The 22867-nt window shown below is 68.3% G+C and carries 31 protein-coding genes; 2 read left to right on the top strand and 29 right to left on the bottom strand.

Going from position 1 to position 22867, the window contains the following annotated elements:
• Positions 1-25: 25 nt before the first annotated feature.
• From rplO to rplN, 10 genes are all read right to left on the bottom strand, one after another.
• On the bottom strand, positions 26-490 hold the full coding sequence (gene rplO, locus V1260_RS14235) for a 50S ribosomal protein L15 (protein ID WP_329747480.1): 465 nt from the start codon (positions 488-490) through the stop codon (positions 26-28).
• A gap of 5 nt (positions 491-495) precedes the next feature.
• Positions 496-678, bottom strand: a complete 183-nt coding sequence (gene rpmD, locus V1260_RS14230) for a 50S ribosomal protein L30 (protein ID WP_329747525.1) — start codon at positions 676-678, stop codon at positions 496-498.
• Positions 675-1364, bottom strand: a complete 690-nt coding sequence (gene rpsE / locus V1260_RS14225; RefSeq protein WP_329747479.1) for a 30S ribosomal protein S5 — start codon at positions 1362-1364, stop codon at positions 675-677. The genes rpmD and rpsE overlap by 4 nt, the downstream gene beginning before the upstream one ends.
• 37 nt (positions 1365-1401) lie before the next feature.
• Positions 1402-1788, bottom strand: coding sequence for a 50S ribosomal protein L18 (gene rplR, locus V1260_RS14220; protein ID WP_329747478.1), 387 nt, complete (start codon positions 1786-1788; stop codon positions 1402-1404).
• Between the two features lie 2 nt (positions 1789-1790).
• Positions 1791-2333: a 50S ribosomal protein L6 gene (gene rplF, locus V1260_RS14215; RefSeq protein WP_329747477.1), complete on the bottom strand. Its 543-nt coding sequence runs from the start codon at positions 2331-2333 to the stop codon at positions 1791-1793.
• A gap of 22 nt (positions 2334-2355) precedes the next feature.
• Positions 2356-2754, bottom strand: coding sequence for a 30S ribosomal protein S8 (gene rpsH / locus V1260_RS14210; RefSeq protein ID WP_329747476.1), 399 nt, complete (start codon positions 2752-2754; stop codon positions 2356-2358).
• Between the two features lie 70 nt (positions 2755-2824).
• The gene (locus tag V1260_RS14205) at positions 2825-3010 is read right to left on the bottom strand and encodes a type Z 30S ribosomal protein S14 (protein WP_329747475.1); all 186 of its coding nucleotides are present in this window, start codon (positions 3008-3010) and stop codon (positions 2825-2827) included.
• Position 3011: 1 nt separating this feature from the next.
• Positions 3012-3584 (bottom strand): 50S ribosomal protein L5, encoded by a 573-nt coding sequence (gene rplE / locus V1260_RS14200; protein WP_329747474.1) that lies wholly within the window; start codon positions 3582-3584, stop codon positions 3012-3014.
• Positions 3584-3970, bottom strand: coding sequence for a 50S ribosomal protein L24 (rplX, locus tag V1260_RS14195; RefSeq protein ID WP_329747473.1), 387 nt, complete (start codon positions 3968-3970; stop codon positions 3584-3586). Before rplX ends, rplE begins: the two co-directional genes overlap by 1 nt.
• A 1-nt stretch (position 3971) precedes the next feature.
• A complete protein-coding gene (gene rplN, locus V1260_RS14190) occupies positions 3972-4340 on the bottom strand; it encodes a 50S ribosomal protein L14 (RefSeq protein WP_329747472.1) in 369 nt (122 codons plus the stop codon).
• A 561-nt stretch (positions 4341-4901) separates the two neighbouring features.
• Between rplN and V1260_RS14185 the strand changes: the two genes are divergently transcribed.
• On the top strand, positions 4902-5309 hold the full coding sequence (locus tag V1260_RS14185) for a hypothetical protein (RefSeq protein WP_329747471.1): 408 nt from the start codon (positions 4902-4904) through the stop codon (positions 5307-5309).
• Between the two features lie 131 nt (positions 5310-5440).
• Here the strand turns inward: V1260_RS14185 and rpsQ are convergent, their stop codons facing one another.
• From rpsQ to ngcE, 14 genes are all read right to left on the bottom strand, one after another.
• On the bottom strand, positions 5441-5755 hold the full coding sequence (gene rpsQ, locus V1260_RS14180) for a 30S ribosomal protein S17 (RefSeq protein WP_329747470.1): 315 nt from the start codon (positions 5753-5755) through the stop codon (positions 5441-5443).
• Positions 5756-5775: 20 nt separating this feature from the next.
• Entirely contained in the window at positions 5776-6009 is a 234-nt protein-coding gene (rpmC, locus tag V1260_RS14175; protein ID WP_329747469.1) for a 50S ribosomal protein L29, read from the bottom strand.
• A complete protein-coding gene (rplP, locus tag V1260_RS14170) occupies positions 6009-6428 on the bottom strand; it encodes a 50S ribosomal protein L16 (RefSeq protein ID WP_329747468.1) in 420 nt (139 codons plus the stop codon). Before rplP ends, rpmC begins: the two co-directional genes overlap by 1 nt.
• Positions 6429-6433: 5 nt before the next feature.
• Entirely contained in the window at positions 6434-7273 is an 840-nt protein-coding gene (rpsC, locus tag V1260_RS14165) for a 30S ribosomal protein S3 (RefSeq protein WP_329747467.1), read from the bottom strand.
• A gap of 12 nt (positions 7274-7285) precedes the next feature.
• Positions 7286-7639, bottom strand: coding sequence for a 50S ribosomal protein L22 (gene rplV / locus V1260_RS14160; RefSeq protein WP_184324232.1), 354 nt, complete (start codon positions 7637-7639; stop codon positions 7286-7288).
• A 52-nt stretch (positions 7640-7691) separates the two neighbouring features.
• A complete protein-coding gene (gene rpsS / locus V1260_RS14155) occupies positions 7692-7973 on the bottom strand; it encodes a 30S ribosomal protein S19 (RefSeq protein WP_010532528.1) in 282 nt (93 codons plus the stop codon).
• Positions 7974-7988: 15 nt separating this feature from the next.
• Positions 7989-8825, bottom strand: coding sequence for a 50S ribosomal protein L2 (rplB, locus tag V1260_RS14150; protein ID WP_329747466.1), 837 nt, complete (start codon positions 8823-8825; stop codon positions 7989-7991).
• 46 nt (positions 8826-8871) lie between these two features.
• A complete protein-coding gene (gene rplW, locus V1260_RS14145; RefSeq protein ID WP_329747465.1) occupies positions 8872-9174 on the bottom strand; it encodes a 50S ribosomal protein L23 in 303 nt (100 codons plus the stop codon).
• The gene (gene rplD, locus V1260_RS14140) at positions 9171-10109 is read right to left on the bottom strand and encodes a 50S ribosomal protein L4, sunset domain variant (protein ID WP_329747464.1); all 939 of its coding nucleotides are present in this window, start codon (positions 10107-10109) and stop codon (positions 9171-9173) included. Before rplD ends, rplW begins: the two co-directional genes overlap by 4 nt.
• A gap of 5 nt (positions 10110-10114) precedes the next feature.
• Positions 10115-10795 carry a 50S ribosomal protein L3 gene (gene rplC, locus V1260_RS14135; RefSeq protein WP_329747463.1) on the bottom strand — a complete coding sequence of 227 codons (681 nt, stop codon included), beginning with the start codon at positions 10793-10795 and terminating at the stop codon, positions 10115-10117.
• Positions 10796-10806: 11 nt separating this feature from the next.
• Positions 10807-11115, bottom strand: coding sequence for a 30S ribosomal protein S10 (gene rpsJ, locus V1260_RS14130; protein WP_010550334.1), 309 nt, complete (start codon positions 11113-11115; stop codon positions 10807-10809).
• 401 nt (positions 11116-11516) lie between these two features.
• The gene (locus V1260_RS14125) at positions 11517-12383 is read right to left on the bottom strand and encodes a carbohydrate ABC transporter permease (RefSeq protein ID WP_329747462.1); all 867 of its coding nucleotides are present in this window, start codon (positions 12381-12383) and stop codon (positions 11517-11519) included.
• Positions 12380-13348, bottom strand: coding sequence for a carbohydrate ABC transporter permease (locus V1260_RS14120; protein ID WP_329747461.1), 969 nt, complete (start codon positions 13346-13348; stop codon positions 12380-12382). The genes V1260_RS14125 and V1260_RS14120 overlap by 4 nt, the downstream gene beginning before the upstream one ends.
• Entirely contained in the window at positions 13348-14808 is a 1461-nt protein-coding gene (ngcE, locus tag V1260_RS14115; protein ID WP_329747460.1) for an N-acetylglucosamine/diacetylchitobiose ABC transporter substrate-binding protein, read from the bottom strand. The genes V1260_RS14120 and ngcE overlap by 1 nt, the downstream gene beginning before the upstream one ends.
• Before the next feature lie 274 nt (positions 14809-15082).
• Between ngcE and V1260_RS14110 the strand changes: the two genes are divergently transcribed.
• Complete coding sequence (locus V1260_RS14110) at positions 15083-16024, top strand: general stress protein (protein WP_329747459.1); 942 nt, start codon at positions 15083-15085, stop codon at positions 16022-16024.
• 272 nt (positions 16025-16296) lie between these two features.
• Here V1260_RS14110 and tuf read toward each other — a convergent pair whose 3' ends face one another.
• The 5 genes from tuf to V1260_RS14085 form a co-directional block, all read right to left on the bottom strand.
• The gene (tuf, locus tag V1260_RS14105; RefSeq protein WP_329747458.1) at positions 16297-17484 is read right to left on the bottom strand and encodes an elongation factor Tu; all 1188 of its coding nucleotides are present in this window, start codon (positions 17482-17484) and stop codon (positions 16297-16299) included.
• A gap of 125 nt (positions 17485-17609) precedes the next feature.
• The gene (gene fusA, locus V1260_RS14100) at positions 17610-19757 is read right to left on the bottom strand and encodes an elongation factor G (RefSeq protein WP_329747457.1); all 2148 of its coding nucleotides are present in this window, start codon (positions 19755-19757) and stop codon (positions 17610-17612) included.
• Between the two features lie 90 nt (positions 19758-19847).
• The gene (gene rpsG, locus V1260_RS14095; RefSeq protein WP_329747456.1) at positions 19848-20318 is read right to left on the bottom strand and encodes a 30S ribosomal protein S7; all 471 of its coding nucleotides are present in this window, start codon (positions 20316-20318) and stop codon (positions 19848-19850) included.
• Positions 20318-20692: a 30S ribosomal protein S12 gene (gene rpsL / locus V1260_RS14090; RefSeq protein WP_329747455.1), complete on the bottom strand. Its 375-nt coding sequence runs from the start codon at positions 20690-20692 to the stop codon at positions 20318-20320. The genes rpsG and rpsL overlap by 1 nt, the downstream gene beginning before the upstream one ends.
• Positions 20693-21243: 551 nt before the next feature.
• Positions 21244-22491 carry a transglycosylase family protein gene (locus V1260_RS14085; protein ID WP_329747454.1) on the bottom strand — a complete coding sequence of 416 codons (1248 nt, stop codon included), beginning with the start codon at positions 22489-22491 and terminating at the stop codon, positions 21244-21246.
• Between the last annotated feature and the right edge of the window lie 376 nt (positions 22492-22867).

Raw genomic sequence — 22867 nt, 5'->3', positions numbered from 1 at the left:
GCCGCGATGCCCCGTCAAAAACGAGTCACGCGGTGGTGACGGACCCGCCGGCCGCCGCGATCTTCTGCTCCGCCGACGCGGAGAACTTCTGCGCGGTGATGTCGAGCTTGACGCTCACCTCACCGGTGCCCAGCACCTTGACGGGCTGGTTCTTGCGCACGGCGCCCTTCGCGACGAGGTCCTCGACCGTGACGGTGCCGCCCTCGGGGAACAGCTCCTGCAGGGTCGACAGGTTCACGACCTGGTACTCGACGCGGAACGGGTTGGTGAAGCCGCGCAGCTTCGGGAGGCGCATGTGCATCGGCATCTGGCCGCCCTCGAAGCCGACGGGCACCTGGTAGCGGGCCTTGGTGCCCTTGGTGCCACGACCGGCGGTCTTACCCTTGGACGCCTCACCACGGCCGACGCGGGTGCGTGCGGTCTTGGAGCCGGGAGCCGGGCGCAGGTCGTGCAGCTTCAGCGGGTTCTGGTTATCGGACTGGTCTGCCATAGAGATCACTCCACCTCTTCGAACGTCACCAGGTGGGTGACGGCGCGGATCATGCCGCGGATCTCAGGGCGGTCCTCCTTCACCACCGAGTCACCGATGCGCTTGAGGCCGAGGCCTCGCAGGGTGGCTCGCTGGCTCTGGGTGCCGCCGATCTCGGAACGGATCTGGGTCACCTTGATCTGCATCAGGCACCCACCTTCTCGGCGCGGGCCGCGGCGCGACCCTCGGCCTGGGCGCGCAGGAGCGCCGCCGGGGCGACGTCCTCGACCGCGAGACCACGGCGCGCGGCCACGGCCTCCGGCTCCTCGAGCCGCTTGAGGGCGTCGACGGTCGCCCGCACGATGTTGATCGCGTTGGTCGAGCCGAGCGACTTGGAGAGCACGTCGTGCACGCCGGCGCACTCGAGGACCGCACGCACCGGACCACCGGCGATCACGCCGGTACCCGGAGCGGCCGGGCGCAGCAGGACGACGCCTGCCGCATCCTCGCCCTGGACGGGGTGGACGACGGTTCCCTGGATGCGGGGGACGCGGAAGAAGTTCTTCTTCGCCTCCTCGACACCCTTGGAGATCGCCGCCGGCACCTCCTTGGCCTTGCCGTAGCCGACACCGACGGTGCCGTCGCCGTCACCCACCACCACGAGGGCGGTGAAGGAGAAACGACGGCCGCCCTTGACGACCTTGGACACGCGGTTGATGCTCACGACGCGCTCGAGGAACGCCGACTTCTCGGCCTCCTGCTGCGCGCCGCGGCCGCGGCCCTGACGACCCCCGCGGTCGCCGCCCTGGCGGCCGCCGCGATCGTCGTTGCTCGTGGAGTTCTCGCCCCGTCGGCCGGAGGCCGCGGGACCGTTGCTTCGCTGCTGTGCAGCCATGTTCAGATCCTCTTCTCGTCCTGGGTCCGGGCGGCGATCACAGCGCCAGGCCGGCCTCGCGGGCGCCGTCTGCGACGGCGGCCACGCGGCCGTGGTACTTGTTGCCGCCGCGGTCGAACACGACGGAGTCGATCCCGGCGGCCTTGGCGCGCTCGGCGACGAGGGTGCCGACGGTGCGGGCCTTGTCGGACTTCGACGCCTCGGTGCCGCGCAGGTCCTTCTCCATGGTCGAGGCCGACGCGATGGTCTTCCCCAGCGCATCGTCGACGACCTGGACGAACACGTGACGGGCCGAACGGGTGACGACCAGGCGCGGACGCTGGGCCGTGCCGACGACACGGCGACGCACGCGCAGGTGGCGACGCCCGCGGGAACGCAGGCGGGAGCCGGCCTTGCCCTTGGTGTGCTTGAGTGCGTACCCCATGATCACTTACCAGCCTTTCCGGCCTTGCGGACCACGGTCTCGTCCGCGTAGCGCACGCCCTTGCCCTTGTAGGGCTCGGGCTTGCGGATCTTGCGGATGTTCGCGGCGACCTCGCCCACCTGCTGCTTGCTGATGCCGCTCACCGAGAACTTGGTGGGCGACTCGACGGCGAAGGTGATCCCGGCGGGGGCCTTCACGACGACGGGGTGGGAGAAGCCGAGGGCGAACTCGAGGTCCGAGCCCTTCGCGACCACGCGGTAACCGGTGCCCACGATCTCGAGCTTCTTCGTGTAGCCCTCGGTGACACCGAGGACCATGTTGTTGATGAGGGTGCGGGTCAGGCCATGCAGGGCACGGCTGGTGCGCTCCTCGTCGGGGCGGTCGACGACGATGCTGCCGTCCTCACCACGGGTAACCGTGATGGGCGCGGGCACGTCGTGCGAGAGCTCGCCCTTGGGGCCGGTCACCGTGACGGTGGAGCCCTCGATGGTGACGTTCTGGACAGAGGCCGGCACTGCGACCGGCAGGCGTCCGATGCGGGACATAGCTAGTGGTCTCCTCTCCCGCTCACCAGATGTAGGCGAGGACTTCCCCACCCACACCCTTCTTGGCAGCCTGCTTGTCGGTCAGGAGGCCGGAGGACGTGGACAGGATCGCCACGCCCAGGCCGCCGAGGACCTTGGGCAGGTTGGTGGACTTCGCGTACACGCGCAGGCCGGGCTTCGAGATGCGGCGCACCCCGGAGATGGCGCGCTCACGGCTGTCCGAGTACTTGAGCTCGAGGACGAGGTTCTTGCCCACCTCGGCCTCCTCCTCGCGCCAGCCCAGGATGTAGCCCTCGGCCTTCAGGATGTCCGCGATACGGCTCTTCAGCTTCGAGTACGGCATGGACGCGGTCTCGTGGTACGCCCCAGAGGCGTTCCGGATCCGCGTCAGCATGTCCGCGATCGGGTCGGTCATGGTCATGTCAGTTGCTTCTTCCTCACCTGGTTTCCCTCAGGGCCTCGCGGCTCCCTGGGACCTGTGGCGATAGTCCTTACCAGCTGCTCTTGGTGACGCCGGGGAGCTCGCCGCGATGGGCCATCTCGCGCAGGCAGACACGGCAGAGACCGAACTTGCGGTACACCGAGTGCGGGCGACCGCACTTCTGGCACCGGGTGTAGGCGCGCACCGCGAACTTCGGCTTGCGCTCCGACTTCTTGATCAGGGCTGTCTTGGCCATATCAGTTCTCCTTGAAGGGGAAGCCGAGCAGCTTCAGCAGCGCGCGTCCCTCGTCGTCGGTCTTCGCGGTGGTCACGACCGTGATGTCCATACCGCGGACGCGGTCGATCTTGTCCTGATCGATCTCGTGGAACATGACCTGCTCGGTCAGACCGAAGGTGTAGTTCCCGTTGCCGTCGAAGTGGTTCGGCGACATGCCGCGGAAGTCGCGGATGCGCGGGAGCGCGGTGGACAGCAGGCGGTCCAGGAACTCCCACATGCGGGCGCCGCGCAGCGTGACGTGCGCGCCGATCGGCATGCCCTCGCGCAGCTTGAACTGCGCGATGGACTTGCGGGCCTTGGTGACCTGCGGCTTCTGACCGGTGATGGCGGTGAGATCCTTGATCGCACCGTCGATGACCTTCGAGTCGCGAGCGGCGTCGCCGACGCCCATGTTCACGACGATCTTGGTCAGACCGGGGACCAGCATGACGTTGGAGTAGCTGAACTGCTCGGTCAGCTGCGCCTTGATGGTCTCGTTGTACTTCGTCTTGAGGCGCGGGGTGGGCACCTCGGTGATGGTGGTCTCAGACATCAGATGTCCTTCCCGGAGCGCTTGGCGAAGCGGACGCGGACCTGCTTGGTGCGGCCGTTCTCGAGCTCCACCGTCTCGACGCGGTAGCCGATCTTGGTGGGCTTGTTGTCCTCGGGGTCGACGAGCGCCACGTTGGAGACGTGGAGCGGCGCCTCGCGCTGCTCGATGCCGCCCGCGCCGCCGGCCTGGTTGGGCTTGACGTGGTGGGTACGACGGTTGACGCCCTCGACCAGCACGCGCTGGGTGTCGGGGAACACCTGCAGGACACGGCCCTGCTTGCCCTTGTCACCGGCGTCGAGGCCGCGCTTGGCGGCCTTGTCGGCGTCGCTGGTGCGGCCGCTGATGACCTGGACCAGGTCGCCCTTCTTGATCTTCATCTTTGCCATGTCACAGCACCTCCGGTGCCAGCGAGATGATCTTCATGAAGCGCTTGTCGCGCAGCTCGCGGCCGACCGGGCCGAAGATGCGCGTCCCGCGCGGCTCGCCGTCAGCCTTGAGGATCACCGCCGCGTTCTCGTCGAAGCGGATGTAGGAACCGTCGGCACGGCGACGCTCCTTGGACGTGCGGACGACGACCGCCTTGACGACGTCGCCCTTCTTGACGTTGCCACCGGGGATGGCGTCCTTGACGGTCGCCACGATGGTGTCGCCGATGCTGGCGTAACGGCGACCGGAGCCACCGAGAACACGGATGCACAGGATCTCCTTGGCACCGGTGTTGTCGGCGACCTTCAGTCGCGACTCCTGCTGAATCACTCGATCTCCTATCGTCTCACCGGTTCTCTTCCCACCCGCGGAGCGGGCCGGCCGAGCCTGGCGGAACGGAATGTGGACTGTGCCCGATGCCGTCCCGATCGGGATCCGATCGGCGACGTCGCCGTCGACCGGTCCCGGGCACCAAAAAACCCTCGGCCGGACTCAGGCACTGGCAGGATGAACGCGGGGCGTTCGCCGTAGGTGCGAGGTCTCCGACGAGGACGGATCTGGTGGCACCGGATCCTGTCGCGGACGAACACGGGCGCTCGCGGGGCGAGCGGACGCGGTCGTCCGGCAACCGTCCAAGCGTACGCCTCCGGGCTGCGGCGTGTCACCCCGTCGAGGGCGGCTGACGGGTGTGGGCTTGCTTACCCGTCACCCCGTCGGCCGTCCTCGGGACGATCACCGGTGCCGCTGCCGCGGCGACTCAGACGCTCCCGGCCAGCTGGCCGCGCTGCTCGTCGTCGAGGTCGACGACGGGGATCGCGTCGGTGCCCGGCAGGGGCTCGCCCGCGGCGTCGACCGCCATGGCGACCTCCTCCTGGCGCCTAGACTCTCCGCATGATCGACATCGACGTCGCCCTCCGCCTCCGCGAGGCGGGCCTGCCCTGGGAGCCCGAGGACGGGGACCGCTTCGCCCTGGACACCGAGGATCTCCGCGAGGAGTCCTTCCTCCTCGCCTCGATGGTGGTCGAGCGCGCCCGCGGCCGCACCGGCACCGCGGTGCTCCGGTTCAACGGCACCACCGAATGGGCTCTCGACTCGGTCGAGCAGCACGAGGCGGTGTGGCTCCCCCGCGAGGACCAGCTGCGATCCGCCCTCGGCCCCGCCTTCCGCGCCCTGCGCCGCACCGACGACGGCGGCTTCGCGGTCGATGTGCGCCTGCCCGGCGGGGAGGAGCGGACCATCCCAGCCCCCCGCGCGGAGGACGCCCTGGCCGGGGCGCTGCTGGTGACGCTCTCCGCCTGAGCGCAGCCCGCGACGCAGGACGTCCCGGACGACGCAGGACATCCCGGAGACGCCGACGGGCCGGTCCCTCCCCCGCAGGGGACGGACCGGCCCGTCGTAGCGATCAGTCGGTCGTCAGGACGACGGTCGGATCACTTGGCCTTCTCGATGATCTCCACCAGGCGCCACCGCTTCGAAGCGGACAGCGGGCGGGTCTCCATGAGGAGCACGCGGTCGCCGATGCCGGCCGAGTTCTCCTCGTCGTGAGCCTTGAACTTGTTGGTCTTGGTCGTGACCTTGCCGTAACGAGCGTGCTTCACACGCTCCTCGACCTCGACGACGATGGTCTTGTCCATCTTGTCGGAGACCACGTAGCCGCGGATCGTCTTGCGGTAGGGGCGCTCGTGGGAGGAGGCGTGGGCGCCGTCCTTCTGGAGCTCCTCGACCTCAGGGGTGTTCTCAGTCATCTCTGTTCCTCGCTTCGCGGTCACTCGGCGGAGCCGGGGGCCTGACGGATGCCCAGCTCGCGCTCGCGCAGGATCGTGTAGATCCGCGCGATGTCCTTCTTGACGGACCGCAGGCGGCCGGAGCTCTCGAGCTGACCGGTGGCGGACTGGAAACGAAGCTTGAACAGCTCGTCCTTGGCCTTCGCCAGCTCCTCGGCCAGCTTGGCGTCGTCCAGCTTGTCCAGTTCATCGGCGGTGAGCTTGGTCGCTGCCATCAGATGTCACCACCCTCTCGGCTCAGAATGCGGCACTTCATGGGGAGCTTGTGCATCGCCAGGCGCAGGGCCTCGCGAGCAACCTCCTCGTCGACGCCGGCGATCTCGAACATGACCCGTCCCGGCTTGATGTTGGCGATCCACCACTCGACCGAACCCTTACCGGAGCCCATGCGGACCTCGGCAGGCTTCTTGGTGAGAGGACGATCGGGGTAGATGTTGATGTACACCTTGCCGCCACGCTTCATGTAGCGGGTCATGGCGATACGAGCCGCCTCGATCTGGCGGTTGGTGACGTAGGCCGGCGCGAGCGCCTGGATGCCGTAGTCGCCGAACGCGAGATCGGTGCCGCCCTTGGCCATGCCGCTGCGGGTCGGGTGGTGCTGCTTGCGGTGCTTGGTCCTGCGAGGGATCAGCATGTCGCTCAGGCCTCCGTTCCGGACTGCTGTGCGGGAGCCTCCGCCTGCTCGGCGGGAGCGGTGGACTGCGCTGCAGCCTCCGTGGTCTCCCGACGGGCGCCGGCGTTGCGCTCGTTACGACGGCCGCGGGGGCGCTCGGCGCGGGGACCGCGCCCGCCGCGCGGACCCTGACCCTGCGACGCCGCGGCCTGGGCCGCGAGCTCCTTGGCGGTGACGTCGCCGTTGTAGATCCACACCTTCACGCCGATGCGGCCGAAGGCGGTGCGGGCCTCGTGGAAGCCGTAGTCGATGTTCGCGCGGAGGGTGTGCAGCGGCACGCGCCCCTCGCGGTAGAACTCGTTACGGCTCATCTCGGCGCCGCCGAGGCGGCCGGAGACCGCCACGCGGATGCCCTTGGCGCCGGCGCGCTGAGCGGACTGCATGCTCTTGCGCATCGCGCGGCGGAAGGACACGCGAGCAGCGAGCTGCTCGGCGATGCCCTGCGCCACGAGCTGGGCGTCGGCCTCGGGGTTCTTGACCTCGAGGATGTTCAGCTGGATCTGCTTGCCGGTGAGCTTCTCGAGCTCACCGCGGAGGCGCTCGGCCTCCGCGCCGCGGCGACCGATCACGATGCCCGGGCGGGCGGTGTGCAGGTCCACGCGGACACGATCACGGGTGCGCTCGATCTCGACCTTGGAGATGCCGGCCCGCTCGAGACCCTCGGACATGAGCTTGCGGATCGCGACGTCTTCCTTCACGTAATCGCGGTACCGCTGCCCCTCCTTGGTGGAATCGGCGAACCACCGGCTGCTGTGCTCCGTGGTGATCCCGAGGCGGAACCCGTTCGGATTGACCTTCTGGCCCATTCGCTTGGCTCCTTACTTGTTCACGGGAGCGACCACCACGGTGACGTGGCTGGTGCGCTTCTTGATCTGGAAGGCACGACCCTGAGCTCGCGGCTGGAACCGCTTCATGGTCGGACCCTCATCGACATAGGCGGCGGACACGACGAGCTCGCGCTCGTCGAAGCGCTCCCCCGCCTGGTCTGCCTTCACCCGCGCGTTGGCGATCGCGGACTCGACGAGCTTGAGGACGGGCTCGCTGGCTGCCTGCGGGGCGAACCGCAGGGTGTCCAGGGCCTCGGCCGTGCTCTTGCCACGAATCAGGTCGACAACGCGGCGAGCCTTCATGGGCGACATGCGGAGGTACCGCACCTGCGCCTTGGCTTCCATTGCTTCCTGCTTTCTCTCGAATTCGAGAAGCGCAGTCGCTGCTGACCGGAGGTCAGCGACGACGGCCCTTCTTGTCGTCCTTCTCGTGGCCCTTGAAAGTCCGCGTGGGGGCGAACTCGCCGAGCTTGTGGCCGACCATCGACTCGGTGACGAACACCGTGACGTGCTTCCGACCGTCGTGCACTGCGAAGGTGTGGCCGAGGAAGTCCGGGGTGATGACCGAACGACGCGACCAGGTCTTGATCAGGTTCTTGGTGCCCTTCTCGTTCTGAGCGTCCACCTTCTTCTGAAGGTGATCGTCGACGAACGGGCCCTTGGCGATACTGCGAGGCATTGGTGATTCTCCCTATCAGCGCTTCTTGCCGGTCCGACGACGGCGCACGATGAGCTTGTCGCTCTCCTTGCCCGGCTTTCGGGTACGGCCCTCGGGCTGACCCCAGGGCGACACCGGATGACGACCACCGGAGGTGCGGCCCTCGCCACCACCGTGCGGGTGGTCGACCGGGTTCATGACCACGCCACGGACGTGGGGGCGCTTGCCCTTCCAGCGCATGCGGCCGGCCTTGCCCCAGTTGATGTTGGACTGCTCGGCGTTGCCGACCTCGCCGATGGTGGCGCGGCAGCGGGCGTCGACGTTGCGGATCTCGCCGGAGGGCATACGCAGCTGGGCGTACGGGCCCTCCTTGGCGACGAGCTGCACGGAGGCGCCGGCCGAGCGCGCGATCTTCGCGCCGCCGCCGGGGCGGAGCTCGATCGCGTGGATCACGGTGCCCAGCGGGATGTTGCGCAGGGGCAGGTTGTTGCCGGGCTTGATGTCCGCGGCAGGACCGTTCTCGATCCAGTCGCCCTGACGCAGCTTGGCCGGGGCGAGGATGTAACGCTTCTCGCCGTCGGCGTAGTGCAGCAGCGCGATGCGCGCGGTGCGGTTGGGGTCGTACTCGATGTGCGCGACCTTGGCGTTCACGCCGTCCTTGTCGTGACGACGGAAGTCGATCACGCGGTAGGCGCGCTTGTGACCGCCGCCCCGGTGACGGGACGTGATGCGGCCGTTGTTGTTGCGGCCGCCGCTCTTGGACAGCGGACGCACCAGGGACTTCTCCGGCGTGGACCGGGTGACCTCGACGAAGTCGGAGCCACTCGAGCCGCGACGACCGGGAGTGGTCGGCTTGCTCTTACGAATTGCCATGTGGGTTTCCCTCAGACTCTCTTCGGCTCTTCGGATGTCGGCCGCCTCAGGCGACCGACCCTCCGAAGATGTCGATGGCTCCGTCGTTCAGGGTCACGATGGCGCGCTTGGTGTCCTTGCGCTTGCCCATCCCGAAGCGCGTGCGACGCGCCTTGCCCTGACGGTTGATCGTGTTCACCGAGGCCACCTTGACGTCGAAGATCTTCTCGACGGCGATCTTGATCTCGGTCTTGTTCGCATCGCCGGCGACGACGAAGGTGTACTTGCCCTCGTCCATCAGGCCGTAGCTCTTCTCGGAGACGACCGGGGCCAGCAGGATGTCGCGGGGATCCTTGTTCAGCGCGCTCACTTGGCGGCCTCCTCATCGGACGAGGCGGACTCCTTGACAGCGTTCACGAATCCGGCGGCCTTGGCGGCCTCCTCGGTCGCGAACCAGACCTCGGCCTTGGTGCGGCCGTACCACGGGGAGTCCGGGGTGTGGAACTTCATCGAGCCCTGGTTGCCCTTGATGTCGAAGCCCTCGGGAGCCGAGCCGTCGGCCAGGGGGGCCGCGGAGCCCGCGCCGTGGGGGCCCTCCTCCACCGCAGCGGCCGGGGCCGGGGCGGCGGACGCCGCGCGAGCGGCGGCGAAGGACGAGGTGGGCAGGGCCAGGGTCGCCTGAGCCACGAAGTCCTCGAGCGCACCGGCGGTGAACACGACGTCGTCGGAGAGCATGACGTCGTAGGTGTTCACCTGGTCCGCGTACAGGACGTGGGTGGTCGGCAGGTTGCGCGAGCTCAGCGCGCCCAGATCGTCGTCACGGGACACGACGACCAGCAGGTGCCGGCGGTCGGAGACGTGGGACAGGGTCACGCGGACGGCCTTGGTGGACGGGGCGTCGCCCGCGAGGAGCGAGGAGACCACGTGCACGCGACCGTTGCGGGCGCGATCGGAGAGGGCACCGCGCAGCGCGGCGGCCTTCATCTTCTTGGGGGTGCGCTGGCTGTAGTCGCGCGGCACCGGGCCGTGGACCGTGCCGCCGCCGGTGAACTGCGGGGCGCGCAGCGAGCCCTGACGGGCACGACCGGTGCCCTTCTGCTTCCAGGGCTTCTTGCCGCCGCCGCGGACCTCGCCGCGGGTCTTGGCCTGGTGGGTGCCCTGACGGGCCGCCGCCTGCTGGGCGACGACGACCTGGTGGATCAGGGGGACGTTGGTCTGCACGTCGAAGATCGACGCGGGCAGCTCGACGGAGCCGGACTTCTTGCCGGCCGGATCGAGCACGTCGACGGTCAGGTTGGCTGCCATCGGGCTCAGGCCTCCTTCACGGGGCTCTTGGCCGCCGAGCGGACGAGCACGAGGCCGCCCTTGGGGCCGGGAACGGCGCCCTTGACGAGCACGAGGCCCTTCTCGACGTCGACCGCGTGGACGGTCAGGTTCTGGACAGAGGTACGGGCGTTGCCCATACGACCCGCCATGCGCAGGCCCTTGAAGACGCGGCCCGGGGTGGACGCGCCGCCGATGGAGCCCGGCTTGCGGTGGTTGCGGTGCGCACCGTGGGAGGCGGAGACGCCGGCGAAGCCGTGACGCTTCATGACACCGGCGGTGCCCTTGCCCTTGGAGGTGCCGACGACGTCGACCTTCTGGCCGGCCTCGAAGATCGAGGCGTCGATCTCCTGGCCGAGGGTGAACTCCGCGGCGTTCGGGGTGCGCAGCTCGACGAGGTGACGGCGCGGGGTCACGCCGGCCTTCTCGAAGTGGCCCTTGAGCGGCTGCGAGACCTTGCGGGGGTCGATCTGCCCGTAGGCGATCTGGACCGCGTCGTAGCCGTCGGTCTCGACGGAGCGGATCTGGGTGACGACGTTGCCGGCCGCCTGCACGACGGTCACCGGCACGAGCTTGCCGTTCTCGTCCCAGACCTGGGTCATGCCGAGCTTGGTGCCGAGCACGCCGGACACGGGTCGGGCGCTCTGGCCCGTCAGTTCGTTGCTCATCTCCACCACCCTCAGAGCTTGATCTCGATGTTGACGTCCGCCGGCAGGTCGAGACGCATGAGCGAGTCCACGGCCTTCGGCGTGGGATCGACGATGTCGATCAGTCGCTTGTGCGTGCGCATCTCGAAGTGCTCACGGGAGTCCTTGTACTTGTGGGGCGACCGGATCACGACGAACACGTTCTTCTCGGTCGGCAGCGGCACCGGGCCCACCACAGTCGCGCCCGCGGAGGTCACCGTGTCGACGATCTTGCGCGCCGAGCTGTCGATCACCTCGTGGTCGTACGACTTGAGCCGGATGCGGATCTTCTGTCCCGCCATGGCGTCCTGTCTCTCTTCTTCGTCTGGCATGAATACAGCCGCTCCCCCGACACCCGAGGACGGGCGTGTCGCCCTCCGCGGGGCGCATGAGCCCAGCAGGAGGCCGCCGAGGACCGGCTGCGTACTGCGCATATCCCTCTGACGATGCGCGCTCGATGCATGGGCATCGTTCGCATCCTCGGGTCGGACCTCATCCGGTGATCATTCGCCGAGGAAGACCCTCGGAGAACGGAACCGGGCATGTCGGCCCGCGCAGACAACTCGACCAGTCTGCCAGAGATCGGAAGGTACTCACAAGGGGACCCCGGGTGCACCCCGTCACAGGATGCTCCCGGGGCGCCCCGTCGGCCGGTCCGTACTGGCACGTAGCTGCCCCGACGTGTCCGTGCCCCTGCTTGTGCCTACTTGTTCGTCGACGGCCCGATCCCGCCCTGCAGCTGGCGCTGGAAGATCACGTAGACGATCAGCACCGGCAGGATAGTGATCGTGACGGACGCGAACATCGCGCCCCAGTCCGACTGGTACCCCTGCTGGGCCTGGAGGTTCACCAGGCCCTGGGCGAGCACGTATTTCTCCTCGTCGGAGTTCAGCACCACCGGGAGGAGGAACTGGTTCCACAGCCCCAGGAAGTTGAAGATCGTGACGCTCGCGAGGCCGGGCCCCGCCATCGGGATCATCACCTGGAAGAAGGTGCGGAAGTCCCCGGCGCCGTCGATCGCGGCCGCCTCGGCGATCTCCTCGGGCAGCTGCCGGAAGAACGCGTATAGGAAGAACACCGTGAACGGGAGCGCGAAGCCCGCATAGGACAGGATCAGCCCCACGTAGGTGCCCCGCAGTCCCATCGACTGCAGCACGAAGAACAGCGGCACCACCGCGAGGAACAGCGGGAAGGTGAGCCCGGCGATGAGCGCGTAGTAGATCGCCCGTCGGCCCGGGAACTCGAAGCGCGCCAGCACATAGGCGCACATCGAACCCAGCAGCATCACCAGGAACAGTGCCGAGCCCACGACGATCAGCGTGTTGCCGAAGAACCGGCCGATGCCGGCCTCCTGCCAGGCGGTGACGAAGTTGTCCAGCCGCCACCGCTCCGGCAGAGCGAAGGGCGAGGTGAGGATCTCCCGGGAGCCCTTGAAGGAGCTGTACACGGTCCAGATCAGCGGCAGGATCACCAGCAGCGCCCAGACCGTGAGGACCACGTGGGCGACCGTGCCGAAGATCCGGTCGCCGGCGGTGCGGCGGGGAGGGCGGCGTTCGAGGGCGGTGCTCATGCGTCTCCCTTCCGTCCGACGCCGAAGAGCACGATCACGGCCATCAGCATCGTGACCAGGGCCAGGACGACGCCCATCGCGGAGGCCAACCCGAACTGCGACTTCTGGAAGGCGGTCTCGTAGAGATAGCGGGAGATGACCTCGGTCGACTTGCCGGTGCCGCCGTTCGGGGTCATGACGTTGATGTAGACGAACATGTCCAGCGCCATGATGCCCATGTAGACCACGGCCGTGGAGACGTTCTCCCGCACCATCGGCAGGATGATCTGCACCGCGAGGCGGACCCGGCCGCAGCCGTCGAGGCGCGCCGCCTCGACCACCTCGGACGGGATCGCCTTGATCGCGGCGACGAAGAGCACCATGTAGAAGCCGACGAGCGACCAGACCACGGCCGCGACGATCGCCGCGAGGGCGAAGCGTCGGTCGCCGAGCCAGCCGATCCCGTGGTCGAGGCCGATCAGTCCGAGCATGCCGTTGAGCAGTCCGCCGTTGGGCGAGTAGACGAAGGCGAAGAGGATGCCGACGACCACCGCGGGGATCACGTACGGGAAGAAGCTCACGACGCGATAGATGCTCGCGCCGCGGACTCCGCGGATCTCGCCCTTCGAATCGCCGCCGACGGTGACCAGCACCGCCAGGGCGAAGGCCAGGGAGATGACCACGGTGGGCAGCGCGACCAGCAGGATCAGGTTGTTGCGCAGGGCCCGCAGGAAGGTGTCGTCCTTGAAGAGGCGGATGTAGTTGTCCAGGCCGATGAACTCCGGGGCAGCCGCGTAGCCGCGCCAGTTCGTGAAGGAGAAGACGACGGCCTGCAGCACCGGCCACACCACGAAGAGGCCGTACAGCAGTAGCGGCAGACCGAGGAAGAGAGCGAAGAAGAGCAGGCGGGACGGGGTCAGACGGGCGCGGGCCCGTCGGGTGCCGGAGGTGGCACCCGACGGGCCGGCGACGGGGACAGCTGCCATCAGACGACGTCGAACTTGTCGATGCTGTCGTCCTCGCGCACGGCATCGATCAGGCCCTGCTCCCGCTCGCGTGCCTGATCGGCGGTGATGTCGCCGTTGAGGAACTCCGTCCACAGCGTGACGGAGTCGGGGCCGAGCCCGTACCAGTCGCGGAAGTTGAAGTGGAAGGTGTTCTCTCCCGCGGCTTTGATCATCTCGTTGGTGGAGGCCAGTGCCGTGGACCCGAAGGCGTCGTCCGGGATGGTGTCCTTGACGATGGTGGGCGAGGAGGTCATCGAGGAGAAGTTCTCCGCCTGCTCCTTGGAGAGCATGACCCGCAGGAACTCCAGCCCACCGGCACCGTGCGCCGCCTGGGACGGGATGAAGAACGGCTCGCCGGCGGTGCCGTGGATCGCCTCGAGCGGCAGGGCGGCGCCCGAGGAGAGCAGCGGCACCGGGCACGCCATCATCTGGTAGCCCTCGGGAGTGGTGTCCCGCTGCTCGTTCTCGATCCAGGAGCCCGACGGGTAGATCACCGCCTTGCCGGTCACCCACTGGGTCTGCGCCTCGGTGTGCTTGATGCTCGCACCGCCCGAGAGGAAGTAGCCGGCCGTCACCGCCTCCTCGATCGCGGCATAGGCGGCGACCACGGCGTCCTGGGAGAAGGCGTCCTCCGCCAGGGAGTCGATCTTCGTCCGGATCTCGTCGCCGCCCTCCTTGATCGCCATGGAGATGGCGAGCTCCTGGTAGTAGTTCGACGCGTTCTGGCCGCCCCACGGGAAGAGCGCGAGCCCCTCCCCCTTCGCGGCCTCGCCGATGGTCATCAGCTCGTCCCAGGTGGTGGGCGGCGCCCAGCCCTTCTCCTCGAACTGGGCTCCCGAGTACCAGAGGGCGTAGACGGTGTAGACGTAGTTCAGGGCGTAGACCGTGCCCGAGTAGGTGCCCGGGTCCAGTGCCCCCGGCAGCAGGGTGTCGCCCACGGTGCCCTCCCCGTCCAGGGACGGTGCCTCGAGCAGCGCGGTGATGTCGGCGAGGGAGCCCTCGGAGATCAGCGCTCCGGCGTTCATCGACTGCGCGCCCGAGTTGTCGAAGATATCGGGAGGGGTGCCGTCGATGAAGCGCGGCTGCAGGTCCGGCTGGATGTTGACGGTCGAGGTGACCTGCGGGTCGGAGTCGGGGTACAGCTCCTTGTACTTCGTCCCGGCGTCCTTCGCGTACTGATCGCCGTAGCCGCCGTTGAAGATGACGACGTCGACGGTGCCCGCCGTATCGATGCCGAAGGGGTTGTCGTCGCTGACCTCTCCCCCGCCCTCGGGGACGGCGCCGCCGCCTTCCTCACCTCCGCCGCCCCCTCCGGCGGCGCAGGCGCTCAGGGCCGCGGCACCGGCGGAGGCGCCGGCTAGGCCGAGGAACAGGCGACGCGAGGCGCCGAGACGATCCGCCGGGGTCTCCGGTACGGTGAGTTTCGTGGGCTCTTCCATGGCTCCAGCACTCCTTCGGGATGGCATGGCTGGGCCCCGTGGTCGGCGCCCTCGCCGTTGGTGGCCGCAACATTACGCTCGTCCGGCCCCCTAAACGGTCGTCTTCACGCACCGAAAGATCACGGTTCGATATACGCGACGTGACCGGCGCGCTCCACCGACCGAGCATTCGGAGGGCGTCCCGGCCCCTCGTCCAGCCGCCGATCAGCGGATCCCCCGGCAACGCCCGGCGCCCGTGCAGGTCACGCGGAACGTCGCGGTCTACCCTGGCCCCATGAGCCAGCCCTCCGGATCCGTCTCCCCGCACACAGCCCGACTGTTCAACCTCGAGTACCCCCACTCGCTCGGCGTGTACTCCACCTACTCCGAGGTGCAGTCGGTCGTTGACACGCTCGCGGACCGGCAGTTCCCCGTGCAGTCCACACTCATCGTCGGGACCGATCTGCGACTGATGGAGCGCGTCACCGGACGGCGCACCTGGGGCAGGGTGATCGGCCAGGGCGTGCTCTCGGGTGTGTGGATGGGCTTGTTCGTCGGACTCATCCTCATGTTCCTCAGCCCCGGCAACATCGGCGTCGTGATCTCGGCGGTGCTCATGGGCATCGTCTTCTTCACCGTGTGGTCGGTGATCGGCTACGCGATGAGTGGCGGGAAGCGGGACTTCACCTCGATGACCGCGACCATCCCGATGCAGTACGAGCTGCTCGTCGAGCACAAGCACTCCGGGGAGGCCCGCCGCATCCTCGCCGAGCAGGGCGTGGCGGCCCCGCAGCGCGGCACCGTCGGCGTACCGGCAACGCACGGGGCCGGCGCGGCCGGTTCCGTCGGCGGCGCAGCAGGTTCCGTGGGCGGCGCGGCCGGGCACTACGGCGCGAGCCCGCAGCCCGGACACCCGCACGCGACTCCCCCGCAGCAGGCGAACCACCAGAGCTCGGCAGCCGCCCCGTTCGGACAGGCCGGGCCGGCGACGCCCGCTCACCCCTCGGCGTCACAGCGCACCGCGCCGTCGTACGGCCAGCCGGCACCGAATGCCGCACCGTCGGCCCCCGCATCATCGACGCAGAACCGCCCCCAGTTCGGGCAGCCCGCCGGGACGCCGCTGCGCGAGAGCAGCGCACCGGCCGACCGGCCGGTCGACGGACGTCGACCGGCATCGACCACCGAGGCCCCCGATGCGGACGCACCTTCGGCCGAGGATCCCGACTCGCGGCGCTGAGCAGGCTCCTCCGCCGCCGCTGAGCTCCGCCGACGCCCCGTCACCCCGCCGCCCTGTTCGGCCGGGGTGGCGGGGCGTCGTCATGCCTCTGGCGGTCGGGCTGTTTCCGCCGCGCAGTGGGAACCGAGGGGTGGACGGGGGCGTTGGAGCACGAGGGCCGGGTGGGGCGCCGGCCGACGCCAGATGCCCCGGGAATGACAGAGGACCCCGACCCGGTCTCCCGGGTCGAGGTCCTGCTGTCAGTCAGCGTCGCGGGGTCTCCCCCGCCGCGATCACTTGGTGATCTTGGTGACGCGGCCGGAGCCCACGGTGCGGCCACCCTCACGGATGGCGAAGCCGAGGCCCTCCTCCATGGCGATCGGCTGGATCAGCTCGACCGTCATCTCGGTGTTGTCGCCGGGCATGACCATCTCGGTGCCCTCGGGCAGCGTGATGACGCCGGTGACGTCGGTGGTCCGGAAGTAGAACTGCGGACGGTAGTTCGAGTAGAAGGGGTTGTGACGGCCGCCCTCGTCCTTGGACAGGATGTAGACCTGCGCCTCGAAGTTGGTGTGCGGGGTGATGGTGCCGGGCTTGGCCACGACCTGGCCACGCTCGACGTCCTCACGCTTGGTGCCACGCAGCAGCAGACCGCAGTTCTCGCCGGCCCACGCCTCGTCCATCTGCTTGTGGAACATCTCGATACCGGTGACCGTGGTCTTCTGCGGCTCGCGGATGCCGAGGATCTCGACCTCGGAGTTGATCGCGAGCTTTCCACGGTCGACCTTGCCGGTGACCACGGTGCCGCGGCCCTGGATGGTGAAGACGTCCTCGATGGGCATGAGGAAGGGCTGGTCGAGATCGCGGACCGGGTCCGGGATGTTCTCGTCCACAGCCTCCATGAGCTCCTCCACGGACTTGACCCACTTCTCATCGCCCTCGAGGGCCTTGAGAGCGGAGACCTGGATGACGGGAGCGTCCTCGTCGAAGCCCTGGGCTCCGAGCATCTCGCGGACCTCCATCTCGACGAGCTCGAGGATCTCCTCGTCGTCGACCATGTCGGACTTGTTGAGAGCGGCGAGCAGGTAGGGGACGCCGACCTGCTTGGCGAGGAGGACGTGCTCACGGGTCTGAGCCATCGGGCCGTCGGTCGCGGCGACCACGAGGATCGCGCCGTCCATCTGAGCGGCGCCGGTGATCATGTTCTTGACGTAGTCGGCGTGGCCGGGGGCGTCGACGTGCGCGTAGTGGCGCTTCTCGGTCTCGTACTCGATGTGCGAGACGTTGATCGTGATGCCGCGCTGCTTCTCCTCGGGCGCGTTGTCGATCGTGTCGAAGTCACGCTTCTCGTTGACGTCCGGGTACTTGTCGTACAGAACCTTCGAGATGGCGGCGCTCAGCGTGGTCTTGCCGTGGTCGACGTGACCGATGGTGCCGATGTTGACGTGCGGCTTGGTCCGCTCGAACTTGGCCTTAGCCATGGTGGTGTCCTCCTAGGACTTCTTCTCGTGGTACTTCTGGATCGGGATCGGGCGCCGCCCCGAGGGGCGACGGTCCGACGGAAGCGGGGGGAGCAGGAGAAGGACTCTACCTGCTCCCCGACGACTCACTCGCCCCGGGTCTTCGCGATGACCTCGTCCGCGATGTTGGACGGGACCTCCGCGTAGCTGTGGAACTGCATCGTGTACATCGCGCGACCCTGGGTCTTGGACCGCAGGTCGCCGACGTACCCGAACATCTCCGACAGCGGGACGAGAGCACGGACGATCTTGACCCCGCTCGCGTCCTCCATCGACTGAACCTGCCCGCGACGCGAGTTCAGGTCGCCGATGACATCTCCCATGTACTCCTCCGGAGTACGGACCTCGACGTCCATGAGCGGCTCGAGGAGGACGGGCTGCGCCTTGCGCAGAGCCTCCTTGGCCGCCATGGAGCCGGCGATCTTGAACGCCATCTCCGAGGAGTCGACGTCGTGGTACGCGCCGTCGATCAGCTCGGCCTTGACGTTCACGACCGGGTAGCCGGCGAGGATGCCCGACTGCAGGGCGTCCTGGATGCCCGCGTCCACGCTCGGGATGTACTCGCGCGGGATGCGGCCGCCGGTGACCTTGTTCTCGAACTCGTAGAACACACCCTCCTCGGCGTCGGTGAGGGGGCCGAAGGTGATCTGGACCTTCGCGAACTGGCCGGAGCCACCGGTCTGCTTCTTGTGGGTGAAGTCGTACTTCTCCACGGTCCGCTTGATGGTCTCGCGGTAGGCCACCTGGGGCTTGCCGATGTTGGCCTCGACCTTGAACTCGCGGCGCATGCGGTCCACGAGGATGTCGAGGTGCAGCTCGCCCATGCCCTTGATGACGGTCTGCCCGGTCTCCTCGTCGAGCTCGACCTGGAAGGTCGGGTCCTCCTTGGCGAGCTTCTGGATGGCCACGCCGAGCTTCTCCTGGTCGCCCTTGGTCTTGGGCTCGATGGCCACGGAGATCACGGGCTCGGGGAAGGACATGGACTCCAGCTGGATCGGGGAGCTGGGATCGGCCAGGGTGTCACCGGTGGTGGTGTCCTTGAGGCCGATGAACGCGTAGATGTGGCCCGCGAAGGCCTCGTCCACCGGGTTCTCCTTGTTGGAGTGCATCTGGAACAGCTTGCCGACGCGCTCCTTCTTGCCGGTGGTCGCGTTGAGCAGCTGCTCACCGGTCTTGACCTGGCCGGAGTACACGCGCACGTAGGTGAGCGCACCGAAGAACGGGTGAGCGGCGACCTTGAACGCGAGCGCCGAGAAGGGCTCGTTCCAGTCGGGCTTACGGGTCAGCTCGACCTCTTCGTCGTTCGGCTTGTGACCGACCATGGCGGGCACGTCGAGCGGCGAGGGGAGGTAGTCGATGACGCCGTTGAGCATGGGCTGGACGCCCTTGTTCTTGAAGGCGGAGCCGCAGAACACGGGGTAGGCCTGCGAGGACACGGTCATCGCGCGGATGCCGGCCTTGAGGTCCTCGATCGAGAGGTCGCCCTCCTCGAGGTACTTGTCCATGAGCTCCTCGGAGCTCTCGGCCACGTCCTCGACGAGCTTGGAGCGGTACTCCTCGACGAGCTCGGCGAGATCCTCGGGGATCGGGATCTCGCGCTGCCACTGACCGAGGGCGGCATCGCCCTTCTTCGCGTTGATCGCGGGGAGATCCTCCTCGAGGGTCTCGGGCCAGTCGTAGGCCTTCATCTCGACGAGGTCGACGACACCGGCGAAGTCGTTCTCCGCACCGATCGGGACCTGCATGACCAGCGGCTTCGCGCCGAGGCGCTCGATGATGGTCTTGACGGTGAAGAAGAAGTCAGCGCCCAGCTTGTCCATCTTGTTGACGAAGCAGATGCGGGGCACGTCGTACTTGTCCGCCTGGCGCCAGACGGTCTCCGACTGGGGCTCCACGCCCTCCTTGCCGTCGAACACGGCGACCGCGCCGTCGAGCACGCGCAGCGAGCGCTCCACCTCGACGGTGAAGTCCACGTGGCCCGGGGTGTCGATGATGTTGATCTGGTTGTCGTGCCAGTAGCAGGTCGTCGCGGCCGACGTGATCGTGATGCCGCGCTCCTTCTCCTGCTCCATCCAGTCCATCGTGCCGGCGCCGTCGTGGGTCTCGCCCATCTTGTAGTTCACGCCGGTGTAGAAGAGGATGCGCTCGGTCGTGGTGGTCTTGCCGGCATCGATGTGGGCCATGATGCCGATGTTGCGGACCTTGTTCAGGTCGCTGAGCACTGCGAGTGCCACGGGCTTGTGCCTTTCTGAAGGACGGAGTCTGGTCGACGTGCCAGGGAGGCGGGAGCGGGGCCCCTCCGCGAGGAGGGGCCCCGCTCAACCTCACCAGCGGTAGTGCGCGAAAGCCCGGTTGGACTCAGCCATCTTGTGGGTGTCCTCGCGTCGCTTCACAGCGGCGCCGAGGCCATTGCTGGCGTCGAGGATCTCGTTCATCAGACGCTCGGTCATGGTGTTCTCGCGACGAGCGCGGGAGTAGCTGACCAGCCAACGCAGCGCGAGGGTGGTCGCACGGTTCGGCTTGACCTCGATCGGCACCTGGTAGGTCGCACCGCCGACGCGGCGGGAGCGGACCTCGAGCGACGGACGGATGTTGTCCAGCGCCTTCTTCAGCGTGACGACCGGATCCTGGCCGTTCTTCTCACGAGCACCCTCGAGGGCGCCGTAGACGATGCTCTCGGCGACGGTCTTCTTGCCGTCGAGGAGGATCTTGTTGATGAGCTGGGTGACGATCGGCGAGCCGTAGACGGGATCGACCACGAGCTGGCGCTTGGGAGCGGGGCCCTTACGAGGCATTACTTCTTCTCCTTCTTCGCGCCGTAGCGGGAGCGCGCCTGCTGGCGGCCCTTCACGCCCTGCGTGTCGAGGGAGCCGCGCACGATCTTGTAGCGCACACCGGGGAGGTCCTTCACACGACCGCCGCGGACGAGCACGATGGAGTGCTCCTGCAGGTTGTGGCCCACACCGGGGATGTAGGCGGTGACCTCGACGCCGGTCGACAGACGGACGCGCGCGATCTTGCGCAGCGCCGAGTTCGGCTTCTTGGGGGTCTGGGTGTAGACGCGCGTGCAGACACCGCGGCGCTGGGGCGAACCCTTGAGCGCGGGCGTCTTCGAGGCGGAGGACTTGACGTCCCGCCCCTTGCGCACCAACTGCTGAATAGTGGGCACAGCTCTTCTTCCTGTTTCGACCCTCGATGCTGTTCGCACCGGGGGATCACCTTCTTCGACCGCTCGCGCGGCCGGCGACCCGAGGCGCCGTCCCCATGTCCGAGGACCGCTGCGCTCCGACCCGCCCGTCGGACGATGGCGTCCGCCGGGCGTCTGGAGAACCGTGATCGGTGCCCGCCGAGAGGGGCCGGACATGGCCGCCTTCCGACATTCGGGCACGCCGCGAGGATCCGCTCCTCGCGGGGGACACCCTCCGCCTGCCCCGAGGGGCCGGCGACTCTCGTCCCGGGTCACGACCAGAGGGCACTCCGGACGCACCCGACAGTCTACTGAGGGCCGTGGTACGCGGTCAAAGCCTCCCCCGGCATCCGACGCAGATCACATGACGCCCCGTGTCCGCAGATTTGCGCCCCGGTGAACGGGGCGTGTACGGGCCTAGGACGCGACGAGCGCGCCGCCCCCGAGGGGACGGCGCGCTCGTCGCTCGCAGCACATCGATCAGCTGTACCCGACTGCTGATCTCCTGCCGCTCGTGCCTCGCAGCACGTCGATCAGCGGATACCGAGCTTCTTGGTGCAGGAGGGCCAGGCGCCCCAGCCCTGGCCGGCCTGGACCTTCTTGGCGATCGCGATCTGCTCGGAGCGGGAGGCCTTGTCGGCCGTGGAGGCGTACTGACCGCCGCCGTACGCCCGCCAGGTGGAGGCGCTGAACTGCAGGCCGCCGTAGTAGCCGTTGCCGGTGTTGATGGACCAGTTGCCGCCCGACTCGCACTGGGCGAGGCGATCCCACACGGACCCGGACGGAGCGGTCGGCGCCGACGAGGAGCCCGAGTCGTCGCTCGAGCCGGAGTCGTCGCTCGAGCCGGAGTCGTCGCTCGAGCCGCTGTCATCGGACTCGTCCTCGCTGGAGTCGCGCTCCGAGCTGCGGGTGGACTTCGTGGAGCTCGAGGAGCGCTGCTCCGGCTCCGGCGCCTTCTTGGTGCCCTTGGCGACGACCTCGTCCACCGGCTCGGCGGTGATCTCCTCGGAGACCTTCTCGGTCTCGGTGACCTCGCCGTTGACGACGGTGTCCTGGTAGACGACCTCCTTGGAACCCTTCTTGCCCTCGGTGGTGGTCTTGGTCTTGCCCTCGAGCAGCTCGTCGTCCTCGACGGTGGAGGATTCGAAGCCGATCTCCTCGGTCTCGGTGCGCTCGACGACGCGGGTGCGGTGCACCTCGATGGTGGCGCCGTCCTCGAGGAGGGACTCGCGCGGCACGGACGCGGTGTCGGAGTCCTGGATGTCGCCGAGGACCTTCTTCATCGCGTCGTCGACGGTCAGCGCGGTCACCTCGAAGGTGTCCTGACCGTACTGGCCGACGAACGTGACGGTCTTGCGGGTGACGACGGAGATGTCGGTGCCCTCGGCGCTCAGCTCGGTGGTCGGCTCCGGGGTGACGGCAGCGCCCTCGGCCTTGTAGTCGACCTCAGCCAGCGCGTCCTCGACGGTGTCGCCGGTGGTGAGCAGCTCCTGCGACTCGCCGTCCACCGTCACGGTGACCGGGTGGCGCTGGATGACCTGGATCTCCATGCCGTCGGTGACGGTCTCCTCGAGCCCCGGCATGACCAGGTCCGTGGACTGCACCGTGATGCCCTGCGCCTCGAGGAGCTCGGCCACGGTCGGGCTGAAGCTGCGCACGGAGGACTGCTCGCCGTATACGGTGACCGCGACCTCGTTGGAGACCGCGTACGCGGTGCCGCCACCGCCGACGGCGAGCACGGCCACGGTCGCCGCGCCGATGATCCACGGAGTCTTCTTCACTGTTCCACCTGTTCCCTGTGCCGCGCGGGCGCGGCGGTCGTCATGTCGTTCCTGAGCTGGGATCCCGGCCCGAAGGGGGATCTGCAGCTCCGTGGCGCGGGCGCCGCCCGGAGGGGCGCAGGGGAAGACCGCGGGAACTGCCGGTCTCCATGCTCCCGTCCTCCGCGCGCGGACGTAAGGCCTCTGGCGCGACCTTGGACAAGCGGCCACGAGGCCTTTACCCTCTCGTGAACCTCCGGGTCGGCCAGCTCACGGAACGGGTGGAACGGACACCGCGCCCCGTGGTGCGGACCACGCCGCCCCTCCCCCGCCGGCCAGGCCGCCGCCAGCCGTCCCGCCTGCCGTCGGCCGTCCCGTCGGCCGACCCGCACGCCGC

Origin of the sequence: Brachybacterium sp. J144, from assembly GCF_036321705.1 — a bacterium.
In the GTDB taxonomy this organism is placed as follows: domain Bacteria; phylum Actinomycetota; class Actinomycetes; order Actinomycetales; family Dermabacteraceae; genus Brachybacterium.
The sequence above is the reverse complement of the archived record's forward strand: the minus strand, read 5'-3'. Positions and strand labels throughout refer to the sequence as shown.

What these genes read in the sequence shown, in the direction of transcription:
- rplD (WP_329747464.1), bottom strand. Translation starts at nt 10,109, where the DNA reads ATGGCAGCCAACCTGACCGTCGACGTGCTCGATCCGGCCGGCAAGAAG.
- V1260_RS14120 (WP_329747461.1), bottom strand. Translation starts at nt 13,348, where the DNA reads ATGGCAGCTGTCCCCGTCGCCGGCCCGTCGGGTGCCACCTCCGGCACC.
- rplB (WP_329747466.1), bottom strand. Translation starts at nt 8,825, where the DNA reads ATGGCAATTCGTAAGAGCAAGCCGACCACTCCCGGTCGTCGCGGCTCG.
- rplF (WP_329747477.1), bottom strand. Translation starts at nt 2,333, where the DNA reads ATGTCCCGCATCGGACGCCTGCCGGTCGCAGTGCCGGCCTCTGTCCAG.
- rplC (WP_329747463.1), bottom strand. Translation starts at nt 10,795, where the DNA reads ATGAGCAACGAACTGACGGGCCAGAGCGCCCGACCCGTGTCCGGCGTG.
- rplR (WP_329747478.1), bottom strand. Translation starts at nt 1,788, where the DNA reads ATGGGGTACGCACTCAAGCACACCAAGGGCAAGGCCGGCTCCCGCCTG.
- rpsE (WP_329747479.1), bottom strand. Translation starts at nt 1,364, where the DNA reads ATGGCTGCACAGCAGCGAAGCAACGGTCCCGCGGCCTCCGGCCGACGG.
- rpsQ (WP_329747470.1), bottom strand. Translation starts at nt 5,755, where the DNA reads ATGACTGAGAACACCCCTGAGGTCGAGGAGCTCCAGAAGGACGGCGCC.
- tuf (WP_329747458.1), bottom strand. Translation starts at nt 17,484, where the DNA reads ATGGCTAAGGCCAAGTTCGAGCGGACCAAGCCGCACGTCAACATCGGC.
- rpsC (WP_329747467.1), bottom strand. Translation starts at nt 7,273, where the DNA reads ATGGGCCAGAAGGTCAATCCGAACGGGTTCCGCCTCGGGATCACCACG.
- rpsH (WP_329747476.1), bottom strand. Translation starts at nt 2,754, where the DNA reads ATGACCATGACCGACCCGATCGCGGACATGCTGACGCGGATCCGGAAC.
- rpsG (WP_329747456.1), bottom strand. Translation starts at nt 20,318, where the DNA reads ATGCCTCGTAAGGGCCCCGCTCCCAAGCGCCAGCTCGTGGTCGATCCC.
- rpsS (WP_010532528.1), bottom strand. Translation starts at nt 7,973, where the DNA reads ATGCCTCGCAGTATCGCCAAGGGCCCGTTCGTCGACGATCACCTTCAG.
- V1260_RS14185 (WP_329747471.1), top strand. Translation starts at nt 4,902, where the DNA reads ATGATCGACATCGACGTCGCCCTCCGCCTCCGCGAGGCGGGCCTGCCC.
- rplE (WP_329747474.1), bottom strand. Translation starts at nt 3,584, where the DNA reads ATGTCTGAGACCACCATCACCGAGGTGCCCACCCCGCGCCTCAAGACG.
- V1260_RS14125 (WP_329747462.1), bottom strand. Translation starts at nt 12,383, where the DNA reads ATGAGCACCGCCCTCGAACGCCGCCCTCCCCGCCGCACCGCCGGCGAC.
- rplV (WP_184324232.1), bottom strand. Translation starts at nt 7,639, where the DNA reads ATGGAAGCCAAGGCGCAGGTGCGGTACCTCCGCATGTCGCCCATGAAG.
- rplO (WP_329747480.1), bottom strand. Translation starts at nt 490, where the DNA reads ATGGCAGACCAGTCCGATAACCAGAACCCGCTGAAGCTGCACGACCTG.
- ngcE (WP_329747460.1), bottom strand. Translation starts at nt 14,808, where the DNA reads ATGGAAGAGCCCACGAAACTCACCGTACCGGAGACCCCGGCGGATCGT.
- rplX (WP_329747473.1), bottom strand. Translation starts at nt 3,970, where the DNA reads ATGGCAAAGATGAAGATCAAGAAGGGCGACCTGGTCCAGGTCATCAGC.
- rpmC (WP_329747469.1), bottom strand. Translation starts at nt 6,009, where the DNA reads ATGGCAGCGACCAAGCTCACCGCCGATGAACTGGACAAGCTGGACGAC.
- rpsJ (WP_010550334.1), bottom strand. Translation starts at nt 11,115, where the DNA reads ATGGCGGGACAGAAGATCCGCATCCGGCTCAAGTCGTACGACCACGAG.
- V1260_RS14110 (WP_329747459.1), top strand. Translation starts at nt 15,083, where the DNA reads ATGAGCCAGCCCTCCGGATCCGTCTCCCCGCACACAGCCCGACTGTTC.
- V1260_RS14205 (WP_329747475.1), bottom strand. Translation starts at nt 3,010, where the DNA reads ATGGCCAAGACAGCCCTGATCAAGAAGTCGGAGCGCAAGCCGAAGTTC.
- rplP (WP_329747468.1), bottom strand. Translation starts at nt 6,428, where the DNA reads ATGCTGATCCCTCGCAGGACCAAGCACCGCAAGCAGCACCACCCGACC.